Source organism: Paraburkholderia gardini (genome assembly GCF_907164575.1).
Lineage (GTDB): Bacteria > Pseudomonadota > Gammaproteobacteria > Burkholderiales > Burkholderiaceae > Paraburkholderia > Paraburkholderia gardini.
The window spans coordinates 106838-130963 of record NZ_CAJQYY010000009.1 but is presented as its reverse complement, the minus strand read 5'-3'; the positions used below and the strand labels follow the sequence as shown (position 1 = coordinate 130963).

At 63.4% G+C, this 24126-nt stretch carries 22 protein-coding genes and 1 pseudogene; 4 read left to right on the top strand and 19 right to left on the bottom strand.

What is annotated here, in order from left to right; translation table 11 throughout:
• Positions 1–29 precede the first annotated feature (29 nt).
• Positions 30–1166: a cytochrome d ubiquinol oxidase subunit II gene (gene cydB / locus LPA34_RS09660; protein WP_228977406.1), complete on the top strand. Its 1137-nt coding sequence runs from the start codon at positions 30–32 to the stop codon at positions 1164–1166.
• A gap of 171 nt (positions 1167–1337) precedes the next feature.
• On the opposite strand, the gene nagE is transcribed toward cydB, so the two are convergent.
• From nagE to LPA34_RS09635, 5 genes are all read right to left on the bottom strand, one after another.
• A complete protein-coding gene (gene nagE, locus LPA34_RS09655) occupies positions 1338–3113 on the bottom strand; it encodes an N-acetylglucosamine-specific PTS transporter subunit IIBC (RefSeq protein WP_228977403.1) in 1776 nt (591 codons plus the stop codon).
• Between the two features lie 139 nt (positions 3114–3252).
• A complete protein-coding gene (gene ptsP / locus LPA34_RS09650; protein ID WP_228977401.1) occupies positions 3253–5802 on the bottom strand; it encodes a phosphoenolpyruvate--protein phosphotransferase in 2550 nt (849 codons plus the stop codon).
• A 39-nt stretch (positions 5803–5841) separates the two neighbouring features.
• The gene (locus tag LPA34_RS09645; RefSeq protein ID WP_228977399.1) at positions 5842–6858 is read right to left on the bottom strand and encodes an SIS domain-containing protein; all 1017 of its coding nucleotides are present in this window, start codon (positions 6856–6858) and stop codon (positions 5842–5844) included.
• Entirely contained in the window at positions 6842–7945 is a 1104-nt protein-coding gene (gene nagA / locus LPA34_RS09640; RefSeq protein ID WP_228977398.1) for an N-acetylglucosamine-6-phosphate deacetylase, read from the bottom strand. Before nagA ends, LPA34_RS09645 begins: the two co-directional genes overlap by 17 nt.
• Positions 7946–8006: 61 nt before the next feature.
• Entirely contained in the window at positions 8007–8741 is a 735-nt protein-coding gene (locus LPA34_RS09635) for a GntR family transcriptional regulator (protein WP_228977396.1), read from the bottom strand.
• Positions 8742–9123: 382 nt separating this feature from the next.
• Between LPA34_RS09635 and LPA34_RS09630 the strand changes: the two are divergent.
• Positions 9124–9570: pseudogene (locus LPA34_RS09630) on the top strand (MarR family winged helix-turn-helix transcriptional regulator); the annotation flags it as partial.
• A gap of 150 nt (positions 9571–9720) precedes the next feature.
• On the opposite strand, the gene LPA34_RS09625 reads toward LPA34_RS09630, so the two are convergent.
• Entirely contained in the window at positions 9721–10533 is an 813-nt protein-coding gene (locus LPA34_RS09625) for a MetQ/NlpA family ABC transporter substrate-binding protein (RefSeq protein WP_228977394.1), read from the bottom strand.
• Positions 10534–10779: 246 nt separating this feature from the next.
• Positions 10780–12597, bottom strand: a complete 1818-nt coding sequence (locus LPA34_RS09620; RefSeq protein ID WP_228977392.1) for a methyl-accepting chemotaxis protein — start codon at positions 12595–12597, stop codon at positions 10780–10782.
• A 229-nt stretch (positions 12598–12826) separates the two neighbouring features.
• On the opposite strand from LPA34_RS09620, the gene LPA34_RS09615 reads away from it, so the two are divergent.
• The gene (locus tag LPA34_RS09615) at positions 12827–13117 is read left to right on the top strand and encodes a YciI family protein (protein WP_228977389.1); all 291 of its coding nucleotides are present in this window, start codon (positions 12827–12829) and stop codon (positions 13115–13117) included.
• A gap of 123 nt (positions 13118–13240) precedes the next feature.
• Here LPA34_RS09615 and LPA34_RS09610 read toward each other — a convergent pair whose 3' ends face one another.
• The 5 genes from LPA34_RS09610 to LPA34_RS09590 are packed head-to-tail and all read right to left on the bottom strand — an operon-like array spanning position 13241 to position 17405.
• Positions 13241–13855 carry an SCO family protein gene (locus LPA34_RS09610; protein WP_228977387.1) on the bottom strand — a complete coding sequence of 205 codons (615 nt, stop codon included), beginning with the start codon at positions 13853–13855 and terminating at the stop codon, positions 13241–13243.
• A gap of 4 nt (positions 13856–13859) precedes the next feature.
• A complete protein-coding gene (gene cyoE / locus LPA34_RS09605; protein ID WP_228977385.1) occupies positions 13860–14765 on the bottom strand; it encodes a heme o synthase in 906 nt (301 codons plus the stop codon).
• Between the two features lie 6 nt (positions 14766–14771).
• The gene (locus LPA34_RS09600; RefSeq protein ID WP_228977383.1) at positions 14772–15881 is read right to left on the bottom strand and encodes a COX15/CtaA family protein; all 1110 of its coding nucleotides are present in this window, start codon (positions 15879–15881) and stop codon (positions 14772–14774) included.
• Positions 15882–15938: 57 nt separating this feature from the next.
• The gene (locus LPA34_RS09595; RefSeq protein WP_411178892.1) at positions 15939–16640 is read right to left on the bottom strand and encodes an SCO family protein; all 702 of its coding nucleotides are present in this window, start codon (positions 16638–16640) and stop codon (positions 15939–15941) included.
• A 48-nt stretch (positions 16641–16688) separates the two neighbouring features.
• Positions 16689–17405: an SURF1 family protein gene (locus LPA34_RS09590; RefSeq protein ID WP_228977381.1), complete on the bottom strand. Its 717-nt coding sequence runs from the start codon at positions 17403–17405 to the stop codon at positions 16689–16691.
• Positions 17406–17492: 87 nt separating this feature from the next.
• Here LPA34_RS09590 and LPA34_RS09585 point away from each other — a divergent pair, with 87 nt between their 5' ends.
• On the top strand, positions 17493–17702 hold the full coding sequence (locus LPA34_RS09585; RefSeq protein ID WP_228977379.1) for a twin transmembrane helix small protein: 210 nt from the start codon (positions 17493–17495) through the stop codon (positions 17700–17702).
• Between the two features lie 262 nt (positions 17703–17964).
• On the opposite strand, the gene LPA34_RS09580 is transcribed toward LPA34_RS09585, so the two are convergent.
• The 7 genes from LPA34_RS09580 to LPA34_RS09550 form a co-directional block, all read right to left on the bottom strand.
• On the bottom strand, positions 17965–18822 hold the full coding sequence (locus tag LPA34_RS09580; protein WP_228977377.1) for a cytochrome c oxidase subunit 3: 858 nt from the start codon (positions 18820–18822) through the stop codon (positions 17965–17967).
• Positions 18823–18966: 144 nt separating this feature from the next.
• Positions 18967–19170 (bottom strand): DUF2970 domain-containing protein, encoded by a 204-nt coding sequence (locus LPA34_RS09575; protein ID WP_228977374.1) that lies wholly within the window; start codon positions 19168–19170, stop codon positions 18967–18969.
• Positions 19171–19204: 34 nt separating this feature from the next.
• Positions 19205–19819, bottom strand: a complete 615-nt coding sequence (locus tag LPA34_RS09570; protein ID WP_228977372.1) for a cytochrome c oxidase assembly protein — start codon at positions 19817–19819, stop codon at positions 19205–19207.
• Between the two features lie 45 nt (positions 19820–19864).
• Positions 19865–19999 (bottom strand): cytochrome oxidase small assembly protein, encoded by a 135-nt coding sequence (locus LPA34_RS09565; protein ID WP_228977370.1) that lies wholly within the window; start codon positions 19997–19999, stop codon positions 19865–19867.
• 109 nt (positions 20000–20108) lie between these two features.
• A complete protein-coding gene (ctaD, locus tag LPA34_RS09560) occupies positions 20109–21716 on the bottom strand; it encodes a cytochrome c oxidase subunit I (RefSeq protein WP_228977368.1) in 1608 nt (535 codons plus the stop codon).
• 43 nt (positions 21717–21759) lie between these two features.
• Positions 21760–23412, bottom strand: coding sequence for a cytochrome c oxidase subunit II (gene coxB, locus LPA34_RS09555; RefSeq protein WP_228977366.1), 1653 nt, complete (start codon positions 23410–23412; stop codon positions 21760–21762).
• A gap of 88 nt (positions 23413–23500) precedes the next feature.
• Entirely contained in the window at positions 23501–23977 is a 477-nt protein-coding gene (locus LPA34_RS09550; protein WP_228977364.1) for a DUF2244 domain-containing protein, read from the bottom strand.
• Between the last annotated feature and the right edge of the window lie 149 nt (positions 23978–24126).

The following is a 24126-nucleotide window of genomic DNA, read 5'->3' as shown; positions in this document are numbered from 1 at the left end:
CACACCAGTCTGTTCAACGGGAAACCATCATGGATTACGTCACCCTCAAACTGGTCTGGTGGGCGCTGATCGGCGTGCTGCTGATCGGCTTCGCGCTCACCGACGGGTTCGATATGGGCGCAGCGATCCTGTTGCCCTTCATCGGCAAGACCGACGGCGAGCGACGCATCGTCGTGAACACGGTCGGCGCGACGTGGGAAGGCAATCAGGTCTGGTTCGTCACCGCTGGCGGCGCGATGTTCGCGGCGTGGCCGCTGGTCTATGCGGCATCGTTCTCCGGCTTCTATTTCGCGATGCTGCTCGTGCTGTTCGCGCTGTTCCTGCGGCCGGTCGGCTTCGACTATCGCAACAAGCGTGAAGATCCGCGCTGGCGCACGGCGTGGGACTGGGCGCTTTTCGTCGGCGGCTTCGTGCCGGCGCTGGTGTTCGGCGTCGCGTTCGGGAACCTGCTGCAGGGCGTCCCCTTCGAGTTCGATACCGATCTGCGCGTCACGTATCACGGCGGATTCTTCGCACTGCTCAATCCGTTCGCGCTGGTGTGCGGGCTCGTGAGCGTGTCGATGCTTGCGGCGCACGGCGCCGCGTTCGTCAAGATGAAGACGGATGGCATCGTGGCGCGACGCGCTTCGGTGGCGCTGCGCATCATGTCGCTCGCCGCGGTCGCGCTGTTCATCATCGCGGGTCTGCTGGTGGCGACCCTGATCGGCGGCTATCAGATCGTCGATGCCGCGCCGCTCGATACCGTCGCCAATCCGCTGCTGAAAAGCGTGATCGGTGCGCCCGGGCTGTGGCTGAACAACTACTCCACGTATCCATGGATGATCGCGGCACCGGTGGCAGGTCTGACTGGCGGCATGCTTGCGCTACTGCTGGCCAGCTCGCGCTTCGAGAAAATCACATTTGTCTCGACCGGGCTGATGATCGCGGGCGTGATCCTGACAGCGGGCTTCTCGATGTTTCCGTTCATCATGCCGTCGTCGCTCGACAGTCGCAGCAGCCTCACGGTGTGGGACTCGACGTCGAGCCAGATGACACTGCAGATCATGCTGATCGCGGTCATCATTTTCCTGCCGCTGATCCTGATCTATACGGGCTGGGTCTATCGCGTGATGCGCGGCAAGGTCACCGCCGCGGCGATCGAAGAAAACACCCATTCGATGTATTGAACAACGACGCCGGGCACGGGCCGGGTGATGGCGATAGTGTCCGCGGCTTCGGCACACAAGCCGGCGTCACGATTCGATAACGCGTGAAAGCCAGACCGTCAACGCAAACGCGGCGCCCTTCACATCAGGGCGCTGCGTTTTTTATTGCTTCCGTCTAAAGCGTGAAACGCATCAGGCAGGTTGCGGCGTAGCGCCACCGGTAGCCGTCGGGAGGCGCGTCGCCAGTTGCTGCGCGTAGCGCGCTGCCGCCTGACCCACGACGATGTGGAACGTATCCGCCGACACCCACGCGACGTCCAGCCCTGCCATGCGCTGGTTGTCCACCGCCGACGGATCGCTCACCACGACACGCAGACGCGTCGCCGCGATGACGTCGAGCGAGACGACATTGGTCGCACCACCGAACACGGCGAGCCAGCGTGCCGGGTCCGGATCCAGCGGACCGCTTTCCGCTACGGCAAATGCAGCATCGCCCGCAACCGCTGCGGCTGGTGTTGCAGCCACGGCCGCCGGCTTCGCGGCAGCCGCGCCGCCCTGATCGATCGTCGTGCGGATTTCGTCGGCGATCATGTCCGCTTCCGGTCCGATGATCACCTGCACGTTCGTCGCGCCCCGCTTGAGCACACCGCGCGCGCCGATCGTCTTCAGACCGGCTTCCGACACCTGGGTCGCATCCACCACCGAAAGACGCAGGCGCGTCGTGCATGCATCGACGAGCGTCAGATTCGACGCGCCGCCCAGCGCCGCGATGTAACGCTGCGCGCGTGTCGCGGCCACAGCCGTTGCCGGCGCGGCAACGCCATCTGACGTTTCCATGGTTGCATCATCGGCATTGACGGGTTCACGACCCGGCGTCGCCATGTTGAACTTGCGGATGAAGAAGCGGAACAGGCCGTAGTACACGACGGCGTAGACGACGCCAATCGGAATCGCCATCCAGCCCTTCGTCGACAGGCCGTAGTTCAGGACGTAGTCGATCGCTCCAGCCGAGAACGTGAAGCCGAGGTGAATGCCGAGCGCCGAGCAGATCGCGAGCGCGAGGCCCGTCAGCAGCGCGTGGATCACGTACAGCACCGGTGCGAGGAACATGAAGCTGAATTCGATCGGCTCGGTCACGCCCGTCAGGAACGAGGTCAGCGCCATCGAGAACAGCAGGCCGCCCACCATCGCGCGGCGTTCCTTCGGTGCTTCATGGAACATCGCGAGACACGCGGCCGGCAGACCGAACATCATGACCGGGAAGAAGCCCGTCATGAACGTTCCGGCCGTCGGATCGCCTGCGAAGAAGCGATGCAGGTCGCCCGTCACGGCCGCGCCGCCCGGCGGCGTGAACGAGCCGAAGACGAACCACGTCAACGAATTCAGGATGTGATGCAGACCCGTGACCAGCAGGAGACGGTTCAGCACACCGAACACGAATGCGCCGATCGCGCCCGCGGTCGTCAGCCAGTGACCGGCCAGGTCGATGACGGCCTGAACCGGCGCCCACACATAGCCGAACGCGATTCCTATCACCAGACACACAACCCCGGTGACAATCGGCACGAACCGTTTCCCTCCGAAGAACGCGAGGTAATCGGGCAGCTTGATGTCCTTGTACCGGTTGTACAGCAGCCCGGCCACGATACCGGCCACGATCCCCGACAGCACGCCCATGTTGAGCTTGTCGTTGATGTCCTTCATCACGGCGATCTCGATGAGATAGCCGATGGCGCCCGCCAGCGCCGCAACGCCGTTGTTGTCCTTCGCAAAGCCGACGGCCACGCCGATCGCGAACAGCAGCGGCAGGTTGTCGAAAATCGCGCCGCCCGCGTCGGCGATCATCTTGATGTTGAACACATCGGGCTGACCGAGGCGCAGCAGCAGGCCGGCGACCGGCAGCACTGCGATCGGCAGCATCAGCGCGCGACCGAGGCGCTGAATCTTCAGAAACGGATTCCCATCCATTGATATCTCCAATCCCTTCATTGAGTCGTGGTCGTAGTTATTGCCTACGTCATTGCGTTACGTGTTGTGCGGCTTGCGCAGCCGCTTGTGCCTCATTTACGTCTTCATGTTGCGAAGGTTGCCGCGAACTGTGTGGGGTTCAGTCCTGTGGCCAGACTTCGCGGCTCACTGCCCTTACCGCCTGCGCCGAGTCGAGCGCGAGCGCATCCTGGGCGCGCTGACGGCACAGCTGATAATCGAGGTTGCGCACCCGCGCCTTGATGCCCGGCACCGACACCGGATCCACCGAAAGCTCGGTCACGCCCAGGCCGACGAGCAGCGGCACCGCGAGCGGGTCGCCCGCCAGTGCGCCACAGACGCCCACCCACTTGCCATGCTTTTCCGCGCCCTTCACGGTGGCGTCGATCAGACGCAGCACCGCCGGATGCAGCCCGTCCGCCTGTGCGGCGAGGTCCGGCTGGCAGCGGTCCATCGCGAGCGTGTATTGCGTCAGGTCGTTGGTGCCGATCGACAGAAAATCCGCATGCTGCGAAAGCTGGTCGGCCAGCAGCGCCGCCGACGGCACTTCGATCATCACGCCGACTTCGATCGCGTCCGTGCGGCCCGCTTCGCGCGCCAGTTCGTCGATACGTTTGCGCAGACGGACGAGTTCACCCGAATCGGTGACCATCGGCAGCAGGATGCGCACGGCGCCCACCGGACGCACGGCGAGCAGCCCGCGCAACTGGTCGTCGAGCAGATCCGGGCGCACCTGCGCGAGACGGATGCCGCGCAGGCCGAGCGCCGGGTTCGTTTCCGGTGGCAGCGTCAGGTAATCGACTTCCTTGTCGGCGCCCACGTCGAGCGTGCGGATGATCGCGGTGCGGCCGCCCAGCGCATCGACGATCGTCTGATAGCTCTGGCGATGTTCGTCGACGTTCGGCGCGGCCCGGCGATGAATGAACAGCAGTTCCGTGCGAAGCAGACCGACGGCATCCGCGCCGTTGTCGACGGCGGTCTTCGCGTCTTCGAGCGTGGCGATATTGGCGGCGACTTCGATCGCGCGGCCGTCGTTCGTGGCGGCCGACTGTTGCGACGTGCGGCGGTTCGCTTCACGCACGCCGGCAAGACGCTGGCGCTCGCTGCGCGCACGTTCGACGTCGAGCGCGGTGGGCGCGTGTTCGAGGCGACCTGCGCCGGCATCGACCACGACCTGCGTGCCCTCGGGTATCGCGAAGAGCGCGTCGCCAACCGCCACCAGCGCCGGAATGCCGATCTGGCGCGCGATGATCGCGGCGTGCGACGTCGCGCCGCCGCGCGCCATCAGCAGCGCCGTCACGCGCGTGCGATCGAGCGACGACAGATCCGACGGCGTGAATTCTTCCGCCACGAGCACCGCTTCGTCCGGCAACACGCGCGCCGCGCCGTTCGAATAGCCGAGCGCGCGCAGCACGCGCTTTTCGATGTCACGCAGATCGGCTGCGCGTTCGGCGAGCAAGGCGTCGTCGATGTTCGCGAGTACCGCGGTCTGCGCGCGGATCGCCGAGCGCCACCCGAAGCCGGCGCTCTTGCCGAGGCTGATCAGATCGCGCGCGGCGTCGAGGAGCGTCGGGTCTTCGAGCAGCACGCGATGCACCGCGAAAATGCCCGCTTCGCCGACCGCACCGCGTTGCGACGCGTCGCGCACGACCGCGTTCAGCTCCGCATCGACACTGGCAAGCGCCTTGTCGAGCAGACGGCTTTCAGCCGCCGACGTGCCGCTCGCGACTTCCGGCGGCTCGAGATCGGCGTCGTCCCAGCGCACGATCTTGCCGACCGCGATGCCCGGCGACGCGCACACGCCAGCCAGCGTGTCCGGCGTGCCGGCCGCGCGCGCAACCTGCTGCGGCGCGGGCGAGCTTTGACGCGCCGGCTTTTCCTCAACCTCACCATGCGCTTCGCGCAACAGTTCGTGCGCGACGGCTTCGACCGCTGCCGCAGCCTGCGGACCGACGCCGAGAATCTCGACCGTCGCGCCTTCACCCGCACCAAGCCCAAGCAGACCGACGACACTCTCGATCGCCGCCTTGCGTCCTTCGTAACGGATTTCGACGCGCGCATCGAACCCGCGCGCCGCTTCGCGGGCGCGCGCCGCCGGCCGCGCATGCAGGCCGCCGGCGTGCGCAAGCGTGATCTGCTGGCGCGATTCCTCGGTGACGTGCGTCGCCTGGCGCGATGCTTCGGCGGCAGCGCCATCGCGGGCGCGCAGCGTGAATAGCGGACTTTCGCCGGCCTTCAGCATGCCGGCCACCGGACGTCCGACGATTTCGAACGCATCGGAATTCGCAATCGCGATCACCGAAACGAGGCTCGGCGCCGTCGATGCGACATAGTCCAGATCGAATTCGATCAGCACATCGCCGGTACGGACCGTCGCGCCTTGCGGCACCTTCGGCGTGAAACCCTTGCCGGCCAGCTCGACTGTATCGATACCGATATGCAGCAGGATTTCTGCGCCTTCGGCGGTGGTCAGCGTCAGTGCGTGACCCGTGCGCGCGAGATGCATGATCACGCCGTCGCACGGCGCGACCAGCCGGCCGGCGAGCGGATCGATGCCGATACCGTCGCCGAACATGCCGCCTGAGAACACCGGGTCGGGAACATCTGCCAGCGGCACGACCGGACCGGTCAACGGCGCGAGCAACACTACTGGGCCTTGGGAATGGCTCATCAAACGGGACTCCTCAACACGTCGCATCTGATATCTCGATCAGTGAGTTTCGGTGACTTTATTCAGATGGCGCGGTGCATCGGGATTGCGTCCGCGAGCGGCGGCGAGACCGTCGGCCATCACATAAAAGGAAAGAATCGCGGCGACGGGATCGAGCGCCGGATGATCGGTGGAGACGAGCGGCAACGTCGCTTCCGGCACGTCGGCCGGTGCGGCGAGCAGCACATGTGCGCCGCGCGCCCGCATGTCGCGCGCAAGCTGGATCAGGCCTGCCTGTTCGGGACCGCGCGGTGCGAAAACCAGCAGCGGATAGTCGCGGCCGATCAGTTCCATCGGACCATGACGCACTTCCGCGCTCGAAAACGCTTCCGCCTGAATACCCGACGTTTCCTTCAGCTTCAGCGCCGCTTCCTGCGCGATCGCGAGGCCGAGCCCCCGGCCGATCACGATCATGCGTTCGACGCCACGCAGCGCCTCGACGGCCTTGCTCCAGTCGAGCGCACCGGCCTGGCGCAACGCGTCCGGCAGCGTGTTCAACGCAGCCAGCAGGGCTTCGTCGCGCTGCCAGCGCGCGACGAGCTGCGCCGATAACGCCAGCATCGCGATGTAGCTCTTGGTCGCGGCGACGCTCAGTTCCGGGCCCGCCAGCAGCGGCAGATGAAACTCGCAGGCATCCGCGAGCGGCGACGACGGCGCGTTCACCGCGGCAATTGTCAGCGCGCCGGCGTCGCGCAATGCGACCATCGTACCGACGAGGTCCGGGCTCTTGCCCGACTGGGAAAATGCGAGCGCGACCTGATCGCGCACCTTGAGCGGCGCCTGCTGCAGCGTCGCGACCGACATCGGCAACGATGCGACCGGCACGCCGAGACGGCTCATCGTGAGGCTTGCGAAGTAACTCGCTGCGTGGTCCGAACTGCCGCGCGCGACCGTCAGCGCGACGTGCCGCGGCAATTCCGCGAGTTTGTGCGCGAGGGCTTCGACCCGCGACGTATCCGCAAGCTGTGCGGCGACTACGTCGGCGGACGCCAACGCTTCATCAAGCATATTCGACAATCGATTCTCCTTCGACGTATGTCGCGGTCAACGCCAGTTCACGATCGAACACGACCACATCGGCCCATGCACCGCGCGCGATACGGCCGCGATCCTCGATGCCCAGGTAGTCGGCGGCGTAGCGCGACAGACGGTTTGAAACATCGGCCATCGGCAGGCCGAGCGAGACAAGGTTGCGCAGCGCCTGATCCATCGTCAGGGTGCTGCCGGCGAGCGTGCCGTCGGCGAGACGCACGCCGCCGAGGCACTTCGTGACGTGCTGGCTGCCAAGGCGATATTCGCCGTCCGGCATGCCGGTTGCCGACGTGCTGTCGGTCACCACATACAGGCGCGGAATCGCGCGCATCGCGGCGCGGATCGCGCCCGGATGCACGTGCAGCAGGTCAGGAATGATTTCGGCGAATTCGGCATGCGCGAGCGCGGCGCCGACAAGGCCAGGATTGCGGTGATGCAGCGGCGACATCGCGTTGAACAGATGCGTGAAACCGCACGCGCCGTGCTTCATCGCGGCGACCGCGTCGTCGTACGTACCGAGCGAATGGCCGAGCTGCACACGCACGCCGCGCGCCGCCATCTCGCTAATGATGTCCATGTGGCCGGAAATTTCCGGCGCCAGCGTGACGACGCGGATCGGCGCGATCGACAGATACTTCAGCACCTCGTCGAGCACGGCGGAAACCGCCGCGTCCGGTTGCGCGCCAAGCTTGCCGGGGTTGATGTACGGGCCTTCCAGATGCACGCCGAGCACCCGTGCGCCGCCCGGCGTACGCACGCGCACCACGTCGCCGAGATTCGCGACGACGTTCATCAGTTCGGCACGCGGTGCGGTCATCGTGGTGGCGAGCAGGCTCGTCGTACCGAAACGTGCGTGCGTGCGGGTGATCGTCTCGATCGCGTTGCCGGATTCCATCACGTCGGAGCCGCCGCCGCCATGCACGTGCAGGTCGATGAAGCCCGGCAGGATGTACGGATCGCCGTTCTGCGAAGGATCGGCGCGCTCGCCTTTCAGCGATGTGATGCGGCCGTTCTCGAATTCGATCGTGCCGTTGATCCAGCCATCGGTGGTGAGTATGTTTCCGGTCAGCATGTGTCTCTCTGATGATGCATCGTGCATTTTCATGACTGCTTCCGCCTGGTTCTGTTCCGCGCTACTGCCGCAGTTCAGCGACGAAGTCGTAGTAGTCGTCGCGGCAATAGGTGTCGGTGAGTTCGATCGCGCGCTGGTCGGCGCTGTAGCCGACGCGGGTGATCACGAGCAGTGCGGTGCGCGGCTCGATATCCATCAGGCCGGCAATCTCGCTCGTTGCGTTGACGGCCCGGAAGTGCTGCAACGCGCGTACCACGGCCATACCGCGTTGCTCCAGATAGCTGTAAAGCGACAGGCCGATGGCCTGCGGGTCCGGCACGATCGAAGCAGGCAGCGCCGAGTGTTCGACCGCCATCACGATGCCGTCGGCGCGGCGCAGACGCCGCAGACTCGCGACCGGTGCGCCCGGCGACAGGCCGAGATGCACGACTTCCTCGCGATTCGCCGAACGGATTTCGCGTTCGAGCCACACGGAATCGGGATGGAAGCCGCGCTGCTCCATCTTCTTCGTGAAACCGGTGAGACGGGAGAGCGGATCTTCGACGCGCGGCGTGATGAAGCTGCCGGCGCCCCGCGCGCGGCGAATCAGACCCTGCTCGACGAGCAGTTCGATTGCCTTGCGCGCGGTAATGCGCGAAACGCCGATGGCGTCGGACAACGTGCGCTCGGACGGCAGCGCCTCGCCGGCCGACCAGACGCCGCAATGGATCGCCGTCGCGAGATTGCGCGCGAGCTGCAGGTAGAGCGGCGTGACGTTACGCGCGTCAGGCATCAGGGCGGACCAGCGAGTTTCCATGGGGCTCCGGCGATCGGGGAACGAGAGCACGGCTTCTTGAACGTGGAGCCCATTATATAACCAACATAATACCAGTCAAACCACGTCGATCCAGACTCAAGAAATTCACATAACATATTGATATAAAACAATTTATTAAGATATTCAAGGGTGCTTTATCAACACTGCGGAGATCAGGATTTACCCGTACAAGCCTGTTTTAACACCAAAAAAGAGGCCACTGGTCTGCCCCATAAGAGCCCAGTCTGCACAAAGTACATACCTCTTTAATACCAGCAACCGCGTATCGACCTCATCCGCTTTTGACCCGAATTTGTAAAAGGGATGGAATCACATATAGAGTGACGGCCTGATCGTCGAAAAGAACATCGGAGAGCCTACGTTGACCGATCCCGCGATACTGCAGCGCGCTCAGGTGGTGCGCCATTTCAACCGCTTCTATACGCAGCGCATCGGCGCGCTGCACGAGCGCCTGCAGAGAAGTCCGTTCTCGTTGACCGAAGTGCGCGTGCTGCATGAGTTGCAGCGTGGTCGCGCGGATACCGCGGCGGCGCTCATCCGCAATCTGGGCCTCGATAGCGGCTACCTGAGCCGCCTGCTCACAAGCTTTGAGCGTCGCAACCTGATTTCACGTCGCCCTTCCGAAGTCGACGCGCGCCAGTCGCTGCTCGCGCTCACCGACGCAGGCCGCGCAGCATATGAACCGCTCGACGAAGCCGCCAACGACGAGGTATGCGCGCAGTTGACACGGCTAGATCCGGCGGAGCAGGAGCAGCTCGTCGCGGCGATGCAGTTGATCGAGCGGTTGCTCGGCAGCGAGATCCGGCACGGCGGGAACTGACCGGCGATTGCAGGGACTCGCGACTGGCCTGCCTTTTCGTTCGTCCACGCGGACAACAAAAAAGCGCCAGGGTTGCCCATGGCGCTTCTGCTTGCCGCTCGTTGATTCTGGATCGCGGATTGCCCACGATCCAGCGAATCAGAATGACGGCACGACCGAGCCCTTGAATTCCGTCTTGATGAACTGACGCACGTCTTCCGACTGATACGCCGCGACCAGTTTCTTCACCCACGGCTTGTCCTTGTCCTGCGTGCGCACGGCGATCAGGTTCGCGTACGGGCTATGGATGTCTTCGAGCGCGATCGCATCTTTGGCCGGTTGCAGCCCGGCGGCGAGCGCGAAGTTCGTGTTGATCGCGGCGGCATCGACGTCCGACAGCGAACGCGGCAATTGCGCGGCGTCCAGTTCGATCAGCTTCACCTTCTTCGGGTTTTCGGCGACGTCGAGCGGCGTCGCATTGTTGCCGTTCGTGCCCGCGCCGGCCTTCAGCTTGATCACGCCCTGCGATTGCAGCAACAGCAGCGCCCGGTTTTCATTCGACGGATCGTTCGGCACGGCGACTTTCGCGCCTTGCGCGAGATCCTTCACCGACTTCAGCTTCTTCGAATAGATACCAAGCGGCGAGATGTACGTGAGACCGGCATTCACGATCTTGTAGCCGCGCTGCTTGACCTGGCTGTCGAGGTAGGGCTGATGCTGGAAGCTGTTGGCGTCGAGGTCGCCTGCGTCGAGCGCGGCGTTCGGCTGCACGTAGTCGTTGAATTCGATGACCTTCACGTTCAGGCCCTCGCGCTTCGCGACTTTCTGGACGACCGCCCAGATCTGCGCGTCGGGACCGCTGATCGTGCCGACCTTGATGATCTTGTCGTCGGCGTGCGCGATGAAGCTGGTCGCGAATGCGGCCGTCGCGAGGACGGCGGAGAGGGTTTTGAGGAGTGTTCTACGCTGCATGGATTTCCCGATTGTGTTGCGTTGATTCAGTTTCGATAGTTCGCGAGAGACGCGCCGGGACTGTCTTTTGTTTTCGCAGTCCGCGGGACCGTAAATGGTCTCATACGCCCCATGCGAAGGGAAATACCGCGATGGCATATGGATATGCAGGCGAGGCGAGGAGGACGAAGCAGATGAAGGGAAAAGCGAGGCGTATCGGACAGCGGGCCGCCAGTTCGCCGGCGGCCCGCCTGGGTGAAGCGTGAATCAGAACGTCGTCCAGTCGTCACCAGGCGCGGCGGCGCTGGCAGCAATCGCATCCACCGGCGATTTCGCGGTGTTCGCGGTGTCGCGACCTGCCATGGCGCCGCCGGCATCATCGCGAGCGGCGGGCTTCGGCGCGGGTTTTGCCGCCGCGCGTGTAGTTGCGGTTGCGCGTGCGCGTGCGGATGCAGATGCAGATGCGGTCGCGCGGGTCGTCGGCGATTGCAGTGCGCGCGCAGCAGTGCGCACGGACGGCTCGACGCGGCCCGCCTGTTCTTCGACACGGAACGCACTCACGGTGTCGTGCAGACGCGCTGCCTGATCCTGCAGGGAGGCGGCACCGGCGGCCGCTTCTTCGACGAGCGCCGCGTTTTGCTGCGTGACTTCGTCCATCTGCGTGACGGCGCGGCCGACCTGCGAAATGCCGCTGCTCTGTTCCTCGGATGCCGCCGCGATCTCGCCCATGATGTCGGTCACGCGACGCACCGCCTGCAGGATTTCGCCCATCGTCGCGCCGGCCTGGCCGACGAGCTCCGAGCCCTTGTGCACGCGTTCCACGGAGTCGCCGATCAGTTGCTTGATTTCCTTTGCCGCGGTCGCCGAACGTTGCGCGAGGCTCCGCACTTCGCCCGCCACCACCGCGAAGCCGCGTCCCTGCTCACCGGCACGCGCGGCTTCCACCGCCGCGTTCAACGCGAGAATGTTGGTCTGGAAGGCGATGCCCTCGATCACGCCGATGATGTCAGAAATCTTGTGCGAGCTTTCGTTGATCTCGCTCATCGTGCCGATCACGCGGCTCACGACATCGTTGCCGCGCGTCGCGATATCCGACGCGTTGTGCGCGAGTCCGCTCGCCTGGCGCGCGTTGTCGGCATTCTGCTTCACTGTCGCCGTCAGCTGTTCCATGCTTGCGGCCGTTTCCTGCAGCGATGCGGCCTGTTGCTCCGTGCGTTGCGACAGGTCGCTGTTGCCGGTCGCGATCTGCTGCGTCGCCGACGCGATCGATTCCGCCGAACGACGGATCTCGCCGATCGTCCGTTGCAGGCGCGCCTGCATCTGGTTCATCGCGGCCATCATGCTGGTGCTGTCGTTCGGGCGCAGCGCGACGGTCTGCGTCAGATCGCCTTGCGCGATGCTCGCAGCAAGACGCGCCGCGTGCTCAGGCTCGCCGCCCAGGCTGCCGCGCACGTTGCGGATGATCAGCACCATCGCCACCGAAATCGCCGCGCCGATCAGGAGCACCACGATCAGGTGGCCGAGCAGCGTCCGGTAGTACGTCGTGTCGATGTCGCGGATGAAAACACCGCTCGTGATGTTCCAGTCCCACGGCGCGAAATGCACTACGTAGCTGATCTTGGGTACGGCCGTTTCGCTGTGCGGCAGGCGGCCACGATATTCGGCGAAACCGCGGCCGCTTGCCTTCGCCGCATCGACGATCGATACGTAGAGCAGCTTGCCGTCCGGATCCTTGAAGTCGCCGACGGATTTGCCGTCCATTTGCGGCAACGTCGGATGCATCAGCACGACCGGCTTCGAATCCATCACGAAGAGGTATCCGGATTCGCCGTAGCGCATGGTCGCGAGACGCGCGAGCGCTTCACGCTGCGCATCGGCTTCGCCCAGCTTGCCGCTTTGAACGAGCGTGTAATAACCGTTGACGACGCCCTGCGCCGCCTCGACGAGATTCACCATGCCGGCCTTGCGCTCGGCAAGCATGGTGCCGCGCGTCTCGACCGCGCTCCATAGCCCGACGCCCAGCAACCCCAGCCATACGAGCGCAAGTGACAGCCACAGCTTGCGGTTCAGACTCATCCTGCTCATTGTGTTGGTCTCTTTCGTGTGGTTTCTTTCGGTTTGCGCTCGCCCGCGCCTTTTGAGCGCAAACGATTGCAAGTTGTATAACGGCTGAAAGTTTCACCGACTTGAGAAAAACAGGGATGCCGCCAGCGCGGCCGCCGCAGGCGCCCGAATCCAGCGGCACTGGTTTTCGCGCTGAACGATAATGGCGAAGCACCGGCGGGCTGCGCCGGCCCATTTTTCAGGAGCTGTCATGTACGTCGTCAACATCACCTACACCGCATCGCTCGATCGCATCGACGACGCGCTCGAAGCGCACCGTGCATTCCTCGGGCAACAATTTGATGCAGGCGTGTTTATCGCTGCCGGGCCGAAGCTGCCGCGTACGGGCGGGATCATCCTTGCAGTGCGAATCGATCGGGAACGGCTGGACGCCATCCTCGCCACCGATCCGTTCGCGCAGCAACAACTGGCCACCTACACCGTCGAGGAATTCAAGGCCACGCGGCTCGCGCCGGGGCTGAATCTGCCCGCGCTGTCGTAAAACGCGGGCGCCAGCAGAAAACGGCCGGTGAGATTCACCGGCCGTTCGTTGTTATTTCGTTCGTTGTTTCGTTATTTCGCGCTGCGTTGCGCTCTCGCGCCCCGGACAGTCGTCGAACAGCAGTCAGTCGAGCAGCAGCTTGATGTCGTGCACCCAGGGCGCGGCGCCCTGCCCGTCGCGGGCGAAGAGTCTCAGCTTGCCGTCCGGATCGAACACATAACTCGCGGCGGTGTGATCCATCGTGTAGCTGTCGGGCGTCTTGCCCGGCACCTTCGCGTAGTAGACCCGGAAGTCCTTCGCCACCTTGACAAGCTGTGCATCGTTGGCAGGCCGCAGGCCGATAAACGCCGGATTGAACGCCGGCACGTATTGCGCCAGCAGTTCGGGCGTATCACGCTCAGGATCGACCGTCACGAACAGCACCTGCACGCGCTGCGCATCCTTTGGCCCGAGTTGCTGCAGCGCCTGCGACAGTTCGGCCATCGTCGTCGGGCAGACATCCGGGCAATGCGTGTAGCCGAAGAACAGCACCACCACCTTGCCCTTGAAGTCGGCCATCGTGCGCATCTTGCCGCTCGTGTCGGGCAACGAAAAATCGGCGCCGAACTGCGTATTGCCGGTGATATCGAGATTCTGAAACGCGGGCGCCTTGTTGCAGCCGGCGATCAGGAGCGCGCCGCCAAGCGCGCAGGCAGCTACGGCGACGCGCGCCGCGCGCGCAAGCCTGAGTGTGAGCATGGTGTTATGCGCCAACGAGAACGCGAGCGTAGTGGTCGACCAGAAGCGCCAGGAACAGCAGCGACAGATAAACGATCGAATAACGGAAGGTTTTGCGGGCGAGCGCGTCGGAATATTCCCGATAGATTTTCCACGCATAGCCGAGAAACACGGCGCCCAGCACCACGGCCGCCGCGAGATACAGGACACCGCTCATGCCGGAAACGAACGGCATCAGCGTGACGGCGAAGAGAATCACCGTGTAGAGCAGGATATGCAGACGCGTGTACTTCTCGCCGTGCGTATTGGGCAGCATCGGCAGACCGGCGTTTTCGTAATCCTTGCGGCGGTAAAGCGCGAGCGCCCAGAAATGCGGCGGCGTCCAGACGAAAATGATGAGTACGAGAATCCACGCATCGCCCGGCACGTGACCGGTGACGGCCGCCCAGCCGAGCGCGGGCGGCATCGCGCCCGAGGCACCGCCGATCACGATGTTCTGCGGCGTGGCGGGCTTGAGCAGCAGCGTATAGATGACCGCGTAGCCGACAAACGTGGCAACCGTGAGCCACATCGTCAACGCGTTGGCGAACGTGTAGAGCGTCCACATGCCGACGCTGCCGAGCACGGCCGAAAACACGAGGATCTGCATCGTGGTGATCTCGCCGCGCGCGGACGGGCGCCATGCGGTGCGGCGCATCTTCGCGTCGATTTTCTGTTCGACGAGGCAGTTGATCGCAAATGCGCCGGCGGCCAGCAGCCAGATGCCGATCGTGCCGCCGATCAGCGGCTTCCACGGCACCATGCCGGGCGTCGACAGGAACATGCCGATGACCGCGCAGAACACGGCGAGCTGCGTGACACGCGGCTTCGTCAGCGCGATGTACTGGGAGATCCGGCTACCGGGATGATGGGGAAGAGTTGTGCTGTCCATGTGGGGTCACGCTGGCGCGGCATCGCGCGCGGGCAACACTGCGCGGCCGGGACGGCTATAAGCGATTCGAAAGTTTAGCATAACGAGCAGCAGCAGCAGGATCGCGGCACCGCCGTTATGGGCGACTGCAATGGGCAGCGGCCATTGCAGGACGATGTTCGACAGACCGGTGATGAACTGGATCACGACGACCAGCAGCACGCCGTTCGCCGGCCGCCGCAACGATTCGAAGCGGCGCACTTTCAGCGCGAACCACACGAGATACGCGATTACGACGAACGCGAACGTGCGATGCGTCCAGTGAATCGCGACCAGTGCGTCCTGCGTGATGAAGTCGCCGTCGCCGGTCATGCCGAGCGCACGCCACAGGTGAAAGCCGCGCGCGAAGTTCATCGGCGGAATCCACTGGCCGTTGCAGGTCGGGAAATCGGTGCACGCGAGAACCGCGTAGTTCGTGCTCACCCAGCCGCCCAGCGCGATCTGCACGATCAGCAGGACCAGCGCGGCGAGCGCGGCCGCGCGCCAGCGGGCGGCTGCAGGTTCAAAGGAGGGCAGCGGCGTCTGGCGCGCCGCCAGCCAGCCGAGCGTGCCGAGCAGCGCGAGACCGAGCAGCAGGTGCGTCGTCACGATTGCGGGCTGCAGCTTCATCGTCACGGTCCACGCGCCAAACGCGCCTTGCACGAGGATCAGCAGCAACAGCGAAGTCGGCCACCACGGCGACACGTGCAGCGGCCGGCGACGCAGCTTCGCCGTCCACGCGATCAGCGTCTGCGCGATGATCAGCACGCCGATCGCCATCGCGAAGTAGCGGTGGATCATTTCGATCCACGCCTTCGACATGCTCACCGGCCCGCCCGGCATCGCCTGATACGCCGCGTGGATCGCGGCATGCGCGATGAACGGCGATGACGTGCCGTAACAGCCCGGCCAGTCCGGACAGCCGAGGCCGGAATCGGTCAGACGTGTGAAGCCGCCGAACATCACGAGGTCTAGCGTCAGGAAGGTCGTGATCCAGACGAGCTTGCGAAACTTGTTGTCGTCGGCCTTGACCCAGACGTACGACAGCGGCAACAGCGCAATGCACAGACCAATCAGGCCGAGTTGCAAAACAAACATCTCTCTACCCTTCTCGCGAAAAACGGTGCGCCACGGCGCGGGCGCGGCACCGTCACATCAGCCGATGCTCGACCATTTGAGCAGCTTCGTCACGTCGCCCTTGATCTTGCCCGGGTCCGGATCTTTCGGAAACCGCATCATCAGATTGCCGTTCGGATCGACCACGAAGATGTGGTCGGTCAGCTTCGTGCCGCTGTCAACCGGCAGCCACGCGGCCACGGCGAACGGATCGACGATCAGCATGTCGGTGTCGTCGTAGGCGCGTTTGACGACGTCCGGAACAGTCGACGGATCGGTACGCAGCCATACGTTGACGACGCGCCCGCGTTCGCCGCCCTGCGTCGCGCGGATCTGGCGCATGAAATACAGCTTCGTGACGCAGGCCTTGTCGCACGCGCTGCCGTCCACCGAGACCAGCAGCCAGCGACCGCGCAGCGACGTGAGCGGCATCGGCTTGCCGTCTTCGCCGATAACGGTGAGCGAGTCGGGAATCGGACGCTGCGGTTCGACAAGCGTGCCGTAACTCGTCGTGCCGCCCTTTGGCTTGATCACGTAGTACGTGATGTACGAAGCGATCACGGGCGCCGCGCAGATGACCGCGATCAGCAGCATCATCCAGCGGCCGCGTTGCCACGAGCCCTGGCGCGCGGGCGGCGCGCCGTTCGATGCACCGTTGGAAGCCGGCTGGCCGCGCTGCGCGGTTTTTCCGGATTGCGGAGAGCGGGGAGATTGCGTCGACACTACAGGACCTCTTTCCATGATTGCGCGATGACGGCCGGTAACGACCCGTCATCGCGCGCGATGCATTTACGCGCTGGGCGCGTGCTCTTTCTTCGCGGCGCGACGGGCCGCGTATAGCCCGAATCCGATCGCCGCGGCGGCCATGCCCCACCACTGGAACATGTAGCCGTAGTTCGTCTCGACGCCCGTCGTGGGCACGGGCCAGTCGCGTACCAGCATGTCGCCGTCGTCGCTCAACTGCTGGATCACGAACGGTTGCAGCGGCAAACCCGTTTCAGCCGCGTAGGCGTGGACATCGAGATTCTGGCGAATCTGCTGATGCGCGGCCGATCCTCCTTGCCCAAGCTCGTAAGCCTTGCTCGCATCGGCACGCGCGATGCCCTTGATTTCGATCTCGCCCTTCGGCGTGACGAACGACTTTATTTCCTCGCGATCGTTCATGTTGCGCGGCAACCAGCCACGATTGACGAGCACGTAGCCACCATCGTGCAGTTTAAAGGGCATCACGACGTAAAAACCTGGCTGGTCGTTATACGGCCGATTGTCCAGATACACGACCTTCTCCGGCACGAAGCTGCCGAGCGCGCGCACGTGATGGAATTCGATGTCCTTCAGCGCGATGGGCGCGGCGGTAACAGTTTGCGCCGGCGCATGCTCGAACTGCATGATGTGCGCCTGCAGCGCTTCCTTCTGATGCGCACGGTCGCGCTGCCAGAAACCAAGCCGCACCGTCACGGCGACGACGATCAGAATCAGCACGACGGGAACAAGCCGAAACTTCATCGCACACCACCTGCGGGCACACGCCTTGCGATACACGGTGAGATAATGAACGTCTTACATTTGCGTTCCCGACCGTCAACTGGTTCCATGCATATCCTCATTCCCATCGCCTTCGTCCTCATCATCGCCAGCATGGCTTCGGCGCTGTATTTCATGATGCACGACCGGGGCCAGTCGAAGCGGATGGTCTGGTCGCTCGCTACGCGCGTCGGCCTCTCGATCTCGCTTTTCCTGTTCATCCTGTTCGCACACTGGATGGGCTGGATCCAGTCGACCGGTATCCCGATCGGCCGCTGATGTTTCGGCAGGCGCCCGCTGACGCCTGCCTGCTCGCGGTGACGTCCTGCGACGCTCATCTGGACCCTGGGGCACTGAATCGTGGTCACGGTGAAGTCCGTCACGTCACCCGATCCATGAAGCAAAACGCCGCCCTGACAGGGTCGGGGGCGGCGCTGCGTGGTTACTGCTTACTGCCATCCAGTTTCCGCGCTTCGTTCGAATTATCCGAAACGCAGCAGGCCGCATCCGCGAAATAACCGCCGATGCAGGTCCGACAGCTTTACAGCCAGTACACGACAACGTACAGCCCGAGCCACACGACGTCCACAAAGTGCCAGTACCAGGCCGCGCCTTCGAACGCGAAGTGATGATCCGCCGTGAAATGGCCGCGGATCATGCGCACCAGGACGACTGCCAGCATCGTGCCGCCGAGGAACACGTGGAAACCGTGGAAACCGGTCAGCAGGAAGAACGTCGAGCCATACACGCCTGAAGCCAGCGTCAGGTTCAGTTCGTTGTACGCGTGAAAGTATTCGAAGGCCTGGAGGAACAGGAAGCTGACGCCAAGCACGAGCGTCGCGGCCAGCCAGACGATTGCCTTGCGACGATGATCCTCACGCAGCGCATGGTGCGACACGGTCAGCGTCGCGCCCGACGACAACAGCAGCGCGGTATTGATGGTCGGCACCGGCCACGGCTGCATCGACTTGAAATGCGAGACGAGCGCAGCAGGACCGTTGTTCGGCCACACCGCCGAGAAATCCGGCCAGATCAGCTTGTAATCGAGGCTGCCGAGCTGATGCAGTGCGATTTCGCGTGCATAGAACAGCGCACCGAAGAACGCGCCGAAGAACATCACTTCGGAGAAGATGAACCAGCTCATGCTCCAGCGGTACGACGCGTCGACACGCTTGCCGTACATGCCGCTTTCCGATTCGGAGATTGCATCGCCGAACCAGTGCCACAACGTGAAGAGCAGCCACAGCAGGCCGACGGCCACGCCGAGGGGCCCCCAGCTCGCATCGTTGATCCACGACGCAAGCGATCCGAGCATGACCAGCAGCCCGACCGCCGCGCTGATCGGGTGCCGCGACGGATGCGGTACGAAATAGTACGGGCTCTCGTTTTGACCGCTCATTCTTGATTCTCCACTTCAGTCCAGTTGTTCCGCTTGGTCCGGTTGGTTCCGGTTTTATCTTCGACGGCGCGTGGATACCGCACCGTTTCACGCTAATTTGTGGGCCATCCTGGACCCGCGCTACCCGCTATCTCCGGGACAGCTTTATCCGACCACGAGGCGCACCACGAAGATCAGCACGCCAATGAAGATCGCCGTGCAAATCAGCGCTGCGACGATCACATGCAGCGGATTGAGATGCGTCGCGTCCGCTTCGAGATCGCGCCGTTTGCGCACCCCCAGAAACGACCACATCACAGCCCTCATCGACTGCATGAAACTGCTTCTGCGCCCACCGTTGTCGCTCATTCGCGTCGCCTTCCCTTGCCTGCATCACGCGCCGTCAGGCGGGGTTCGGCGCCTTGATGCCCGTACCAGCCGCCTCGTTCGCGGTGCCTTTCGTTGTCGGCGCCGGCGTATTCAGTTCGAAGAACGTGTACGACAGCGTGATCGTCTTCACATCCTTCGGCAGTTTCGGATCGACGACGAACACCACCGGCAACCGCTTCGTTTCGTTTGCAGCCAGCGTCTGCTGCGTGAAACAGAAACATTCGATCTTCTTGAAGTACCCGGTCGCCTCGCGCGGCGCGTAGCTCGGAATCGCCTGCGCGTGAACCGTGCGCGCCTGCTCGTTGCTGACCTGATACATCACTGTTGTTACTTCACCCGGATGCACGTCCATGCTGTGCTGTTCCGGCTTGAAACCGAGCGGGCCACGCGCGTTCGCATCGAATTCGATCGAAATCGTGCGGCCCATGTCGACCTGCGTATTCTTCGCCTCGCGCTCCGTTGCATCGCGCTGCACGAGGTTGTTGATGCCCGTAACCTGACAGATCGCGCGATACATCGGTACCAGCGCGAACCCGAAGCCGAACATCATCAGCGCGACGACGAACAGCTTGATCAGCATCGAACGGTTAAAAGAGCGGTCGGCCTCGGCCGGCGGGTGCTTCGACATCGAACTTCCTCAATCACGCTGCCTGGGCAGGGTCAGACAGCGCGGTCAGCTAAACCACACCTGCTTGATCACCGCGGCCGCAAAAAACGCAATCACCACGACGAGCAGAATCAAACCCAGCCGCTTGTTGCCCGCGCGAATCTGCTCGGGAGTACGTCTTTGCTGTGAATTCCGGATCATGCTCAATTTCTGGGTACTTTACTGAACGGGCGGCTACGCTGCCACCACCCGTCTCGCATCCCGGTTCAAACGGCTTCTGGCCGAACCGGGATGCATTGACCGAAGCATCTTATTCGACGGTCGGCGGGTTTTCGAACGTATGGAACGGAGCCGGGCTCGGCACGGTCCATTCGAGACCCGTTGCACCGTCCCACGGCTTGTCCGATGCTTTCTCGAGTTCGCCACCGCCGCGATAGGTCGGCAGTGCAACCGCGAACAGGAAATAGACCTGTGCCAGACCGAAGCCGAAGGCGCCGATCGAGATGACCTGGTTCCAGTCGGTGAACTGCGCCGGGTAGTCGGCGTAACGACGCGGCATGCCGGCGAGACCCACGAAGTGCATCGGCAGGAACGCGAGGTTGAAGAAGATCATCGACGCCCAGAAGTGGATCTTGCCGCGCGTCTCGTTGTACATCCAGCCGGTCCACTTCGGCGACCAGTAGTACCAGCCGGAGAAGAGACCGAACAGCGAACCTGCCACCAGCACATAGTGGAAGTGGGCGACCACGAAATACGTACCGTGATACTGGATGTCGAGCGGCGCCATCGCGAGCATCAGGCCCGTCAGGCCACCGAACGTGAACACGAACAGGAAGCCCACCGCGAACAGCATCGGCGTTTCGAAGGAGAGCGAACCGCGCCACATCGTGGCAACCCAGTTGAACACCTTCACGCCCGTCGGCACGGCGATCAGCATCGTCGCATACATGAAGAACAGCTGGCCCGTCACCGGCATGCCGGTTGCGAACATGTGGTGCGCCCAGACCATGAACGACAGGATCGCGATCGAAGCCGTCGCGTACACCATCGAGCTATAGCCGAACAGCGGCTTGCGCGAGAACGCCGGGATCACCTGCGAAACGATCCCGAACGCCGGCAGGATCATGATGTACACCTCGGGGTGACCGAAGAACCAGAAGATGTGCTGGTACATCACCGGGTCGCCGCCGCCAGCCGCGCTGAAGAACGACGTGCCGAAGTGACGGTCGAACAGCACCATCGTGATCGCGCCTGCCAGAACCGGCATCACGGCGATCAGCAGGTAGGCGGTGATGAGCCACGTCCACGCGAACATCGGCATTTTCATCAGCGTCATGCCCGGGGCGCGCATGTTCAGGATCGTCACGACGATGTTGATACCGCCCATGATCGACGAGGCGCCCATCAAATGGAGCGCGAAAATCGCGAAGTCCATGCCCGGGCCCATCTGGGTGGACAGCGGTGCATACAGCGTCCAGCCCGCGGCGGTCGCGCCGCCCGGTGCGAAGAACGAACTGACCAGCAGCACGGCAGCCACCGGCAGGAGCCAGAAGCTGAAGTTGTTCATCCGCGCGAAGGCCATATCGGATGCGCCGATCTGCAGCGGCACCATCCAGTTCGCGAAGCCGACGAATGCCGGCATGATCGCGCCGAACACCATGATCAGGCCGTGCATGGTGGTCAGCTGGTTGAAGAACTCGGGACGCATGATCTGCAGACCCGGCTCGAACAGTTCGGTACGGATCGCCAGCGCCATCACGCCCCCGGACAGGAACATGACGAACGAGAAGATCAGGTACAGCGTACCGATATCCTTGTGGTTGGTGGCGTGCAGCCAGCGACGCCAGCCGTGCGGCAACTCATGGGCGTGGCCGTCGTGCTCGTGACCAGCGGCTACATCGTGTCCGATGCTAGACATGACAATCTCCTAAAACGAATACTGCAATGCTGACCGTGACACGTCAGGCCGCTGCGCTGATCTCGACACGCCGGGCTTCTTTCGCGTCAGCACCGCCCGTGATCGTTTCCGGCTTCTTCAAAATGATGTGGTCTTCGGCGATGCCCGCGGCCTTCAGCGCGTCACGCACGGCTTCCGCGCGGGTCTTCGCGAGCTTCGCGTTGACGCTGGCCGAACCCGTCTTGTCGGTGAAACCCGACAGCGTGAACTTCGCGTCAGGATGCGCCTTCGCGTACGCAGCCGCCGCGTCCACCGCCGCTTTCGCGTCGGCCGGCAGCGCGCTCTTGCCCGTCTCGAAGTAGACGCTGGCAGGCAGGCCTGCCTGCGGAGCCGAAGCCGCGCTGTCCGAGCCCGCTGCGCCAGCCGATGCCGGTGCCTCGCCCGAAGCCGCCTCGGCGCCGCTCGCCGCGGCTGCGTCGCTCGCACCTGCTGCGGCACCTGCGCCTGCGTCAGCCAGATGGTTGCCGCCTTCCGGCAGCTTGCCGTTACGGGCGTCGGCGACCTGCTTCGGCTGCAGGATGTCGCCGGTGTGATTGCCCCACGAGTTACGTTCGTACGTGATAACCGAAGCGATCTCGACGTCGTTCAACGTCGGTGCCCACGAAGGCATTGCATTCTTGCCCTTCAGCACGAGGCTGACGTGTTGCGCGATCGGACCGTTGGCGATCTTGCTGCCGTCGAGTGCCGGGAATGCGCCCGCGCCCTTGCCGTTCGGCTGGTGGCAGACCGCGCAGTTCGCCGCGTAGACCTTGCTGCCGCGCTCCGTCAGTTCAGCGAGCGTGTACGTCTTGTTCGGATCGTCGGCGCCGGCGGCCATCTTCTTCTTTTCGCCGTCGACCCACGCCGCGTAATCCTCAGCCGACAGGACCTTCACGACGACCGGCATGAACGCGTGTTCCTTGCCGCAAAGTTCGGTGCAGAAACCACGGAAGGTGCCCGTTTTGTCGGCCTTGAACCATGTGTCGCGCACGAAGCCCGGAATCGCATCCTGCTTCACGCCGAAGGCCGGCACGTACCAGGAGTGAACGACGTCGTTCGCGGTGGTGATGATGCGGATCTTCTTGTCGACCGGCACGACCAGCGGATTGTCGACTTCCTGCAGATACGTATCGGAAATTGGCTGGCTGCCGTCCGTTTCAGCACGCGGCGTAGCCAGCGTGGAAAGGAAGCTGATGCCTTCGCCCGGGCCCTTCACGTAGTCGTAGCCCCACTTCCACTGATAGCCGGTGACCTTGACGGTGAGATCGGCGTTGGTCGTGTCCTTCATCGCTACGACGGTTTTGGTGGCGGGCAGCGCCATCAGAATGACGATGATGAACGGCACGATCGTCCAGATGATTTCGACGGTGGTGCTTTCGTGGAAATTGGAGGCTTTGTGGCCCTTCGATTTGCGGTGGGCAAAGATCGAATAGAACATCACGCCGAACACGGCGATGAAGATCACCGTGCAGAGAATCAGCATGAACGTGTGGAGGTTGTAGAGCTCCTCAGCGATTTTTGTAGCAGGCGGCTGGAGATTGATCTCGTTGACGGCTGGGCCGCCCGGACTGTTACCGACTGCCATGGCCGCACCGGCGAAGAACATCCCGCTAAACGCCAGCACGCCCATGAGGGCTCGCTTGATTGTTTTCATAGCTTCCTTACCCAAAATTTCCATTCAAACCCTCGACCCCGCTGGAAGGCTTTCCGCGCTTTTAACCGCGCATTTTCCGCTCTGTCCGGGAACGGCATACGGCTCGGTGCATCTAATCGCAACGTCCAAGCCACACTCGCAATTCGCCAGCGAACTGGGCACGCCGGTACTGCGCGAGATGCTGCCCGATCATCACCGCCTGACCACGCGACACCAGCGTGATCCGGTCACGCGGCGTTGCTCCGGTTTCGACCCGCACCCAGCGCGGATTGAATTCGAATTGCGTGATCTGCTCCGCACTCACCTGCTCAATCACCAGCCGGTTCGGATAAAGCCGGATGCGCTCGTAATCCACAGCGTGACGCGCATAGATGGCAAACGCGACACCTACCGTCAGCAGCTCGATACCCGTGAACGGCAACACCAGCCACGCGCCGCACAGCAAAAGCATGAAAGCGATCGCCGACGAGACCAGCGCAAGCGACACATAGAAGCCAACGAACTGCCGCGGTGAAACCGAACAGTTACGCTTCATGGTCCAGTCTTTCAGGACCGGTTCTGAATCCGCCAGCAGACCGGACGCTTGCATCGCTGCCTCCCTGCACCCTGTAACGACCCTGACACCGCTACTTTCGACGCTTTCGGCCTGATTCCTGTCTATTCCCGCCTTGATCTGCCGCACCAAATGCGGGAACGCCGGGCGACAAACTGACGCATTATAGGCGCGTTCAATGGCAT

Bases quoted from the DNA above. Each gene is read 5' to 3' on its own strand.
- cydB (WP_228977406.1), top strand. From the start codon at position 30: ATGGATTACGTCACCCTCAAACTGGTCTGGTGGGCGCTGATCGGCGTG.
- nagE (WP_228977403.1), bottom strand. From the start codon at position 3,113: ATGGATGGGAATCCGTTTCTGAAGATTCAGCGCCTCGGTCGCGCGCTG.
- ptsP (WP_228977401.1), bottom strand. From the start codon at position 5,802: ATGAGCCATTCCCAAGGCCCAGTAGTGTTGCTCGCGCCGTTGACCGGT.
- nagA (WP_228977398.1), bottom strand. From the start codon at position 7,945: ATGCTGACCGGAAACATACTCACCACCGATGGCTGGATCAACGGCACG.
- LPA34_RS09635 (WP_228977396.1), bottom strand. From the start codon at position 8,741: ATGGAAACTCGCTGGTCCGCCCTGATGCCTGACGCGCGTAACGTCACG.
- LPA34_RS09625 (WP_228977394.1), bottom strand. From the start codon at position 10,533: ATGCAGCGTAGAACACTCCTCAAAACCCTCTCCGCCGTCCTCGCGACG.
- LPA34_RS09620 (WP_228977392.1), bottom strand. From the start codon at position 12,597: ATGAGCAGGATGAGTCTGAACCGCAAGCTGTGGCTGTCACTTGCGCTC.
- LPA34_RS09615 (WP_228977389.1), top strand. From the start codon at position 12,827: ATGTACGTCGTCAACATCACCTACACCGCATCGCTCGATCGCATCGAC.
- LPA34_RS09610 (WP_228977387.1), bottom strand. From the start codon at position 13,855: ATGCTCACACTCAGGCTTGCGCGCGCGGCGCGCGTCGCCGTAGCTGCC.
- cyoE (WP_228977385.1), bottom strand. From the start codon at position 14,765: ATGGACAGCACAACTCTTCCCCATCATCCCGGTAGCCGGATCTCCCAG.
- LPA34_RS09600 (WP_228977383.1), bottom strand. From the start codon at position 15,881: ATGTTTGTTTTGCAACTCGGCCTGATTGGTCTGTGCATTGCGCTGTTG.
- LPA34_RS09595 (WP_411178892.1), bottom strand. From the start codon at position 16,640: ATGGAAAGAGGTCCTGTAGTGTCGACGCAATCTCCCCGCTCTCCGCAA.
- LPA34_RS09590 (WP_228977381.1), bottom strand. From the start codon at position 17,405: ATGAAGTTTCGGCTTGTTCCCGTCGTGCTGATTCTGATCGTCGTCGCC.
- LPA34_RS09585 (WP_228977379.1), top strand. From the start codon at position 17,493: ATGCATATCCTCATTCCCATCGCCTTCGTCCTCATCATCGCCAGCATG.
- LPA34_RS09580 (WP_228977377.1), bottom strand. From the start codon at position 18,822: ATGAGCGGTCAAAACGAGAGCCCGTACTATTTCGTACCGCATCCGTCG.
- LPA34_RS09575 (WP_228977374.1), bottom strand. From the start codon at position 19,170: ATGAGCGACAACGGTGGGCGCAGAAGCAGTTTCATGCAGTCGATGAGG.
- LPA34_RS09570 (WP_228977372.1), bottom strand. From the start codon at position 19,819: ATGTCGAAGCACCCGCCGGCCGAGGCCGACCGCTCTTTTAACCGTTCG.
- LPA34_RS09565 (WP_228977370.1), bottom strand. From the start codon at position 19,999: ATGATCCGGAATTCACAGCAAAGACGTACTCCCGAGCAGATTCGCGCG.
- ctaD (WP_228977368.1), bottom strand. From the start codon at position 21,716: ATGTCTAGCATCGGACACGATGTAGCCGCTGGTCACGAGCACGACGGC.
- coxB (WP_228977366.1), bottom strand. From the start codon at position 23,412: ATGGAAATTTTGGGTAAGGAAGCTATGAAAACAATCAAGCGAGCCCTC.
- LPA34_RS09550 (WP_228977364.1), bottom strand. From the start codon at position 23,977: ATGCAAGCGTCCGGTCTGCTGGCGGATTCAGAACCGGTCCTGAAAGAC.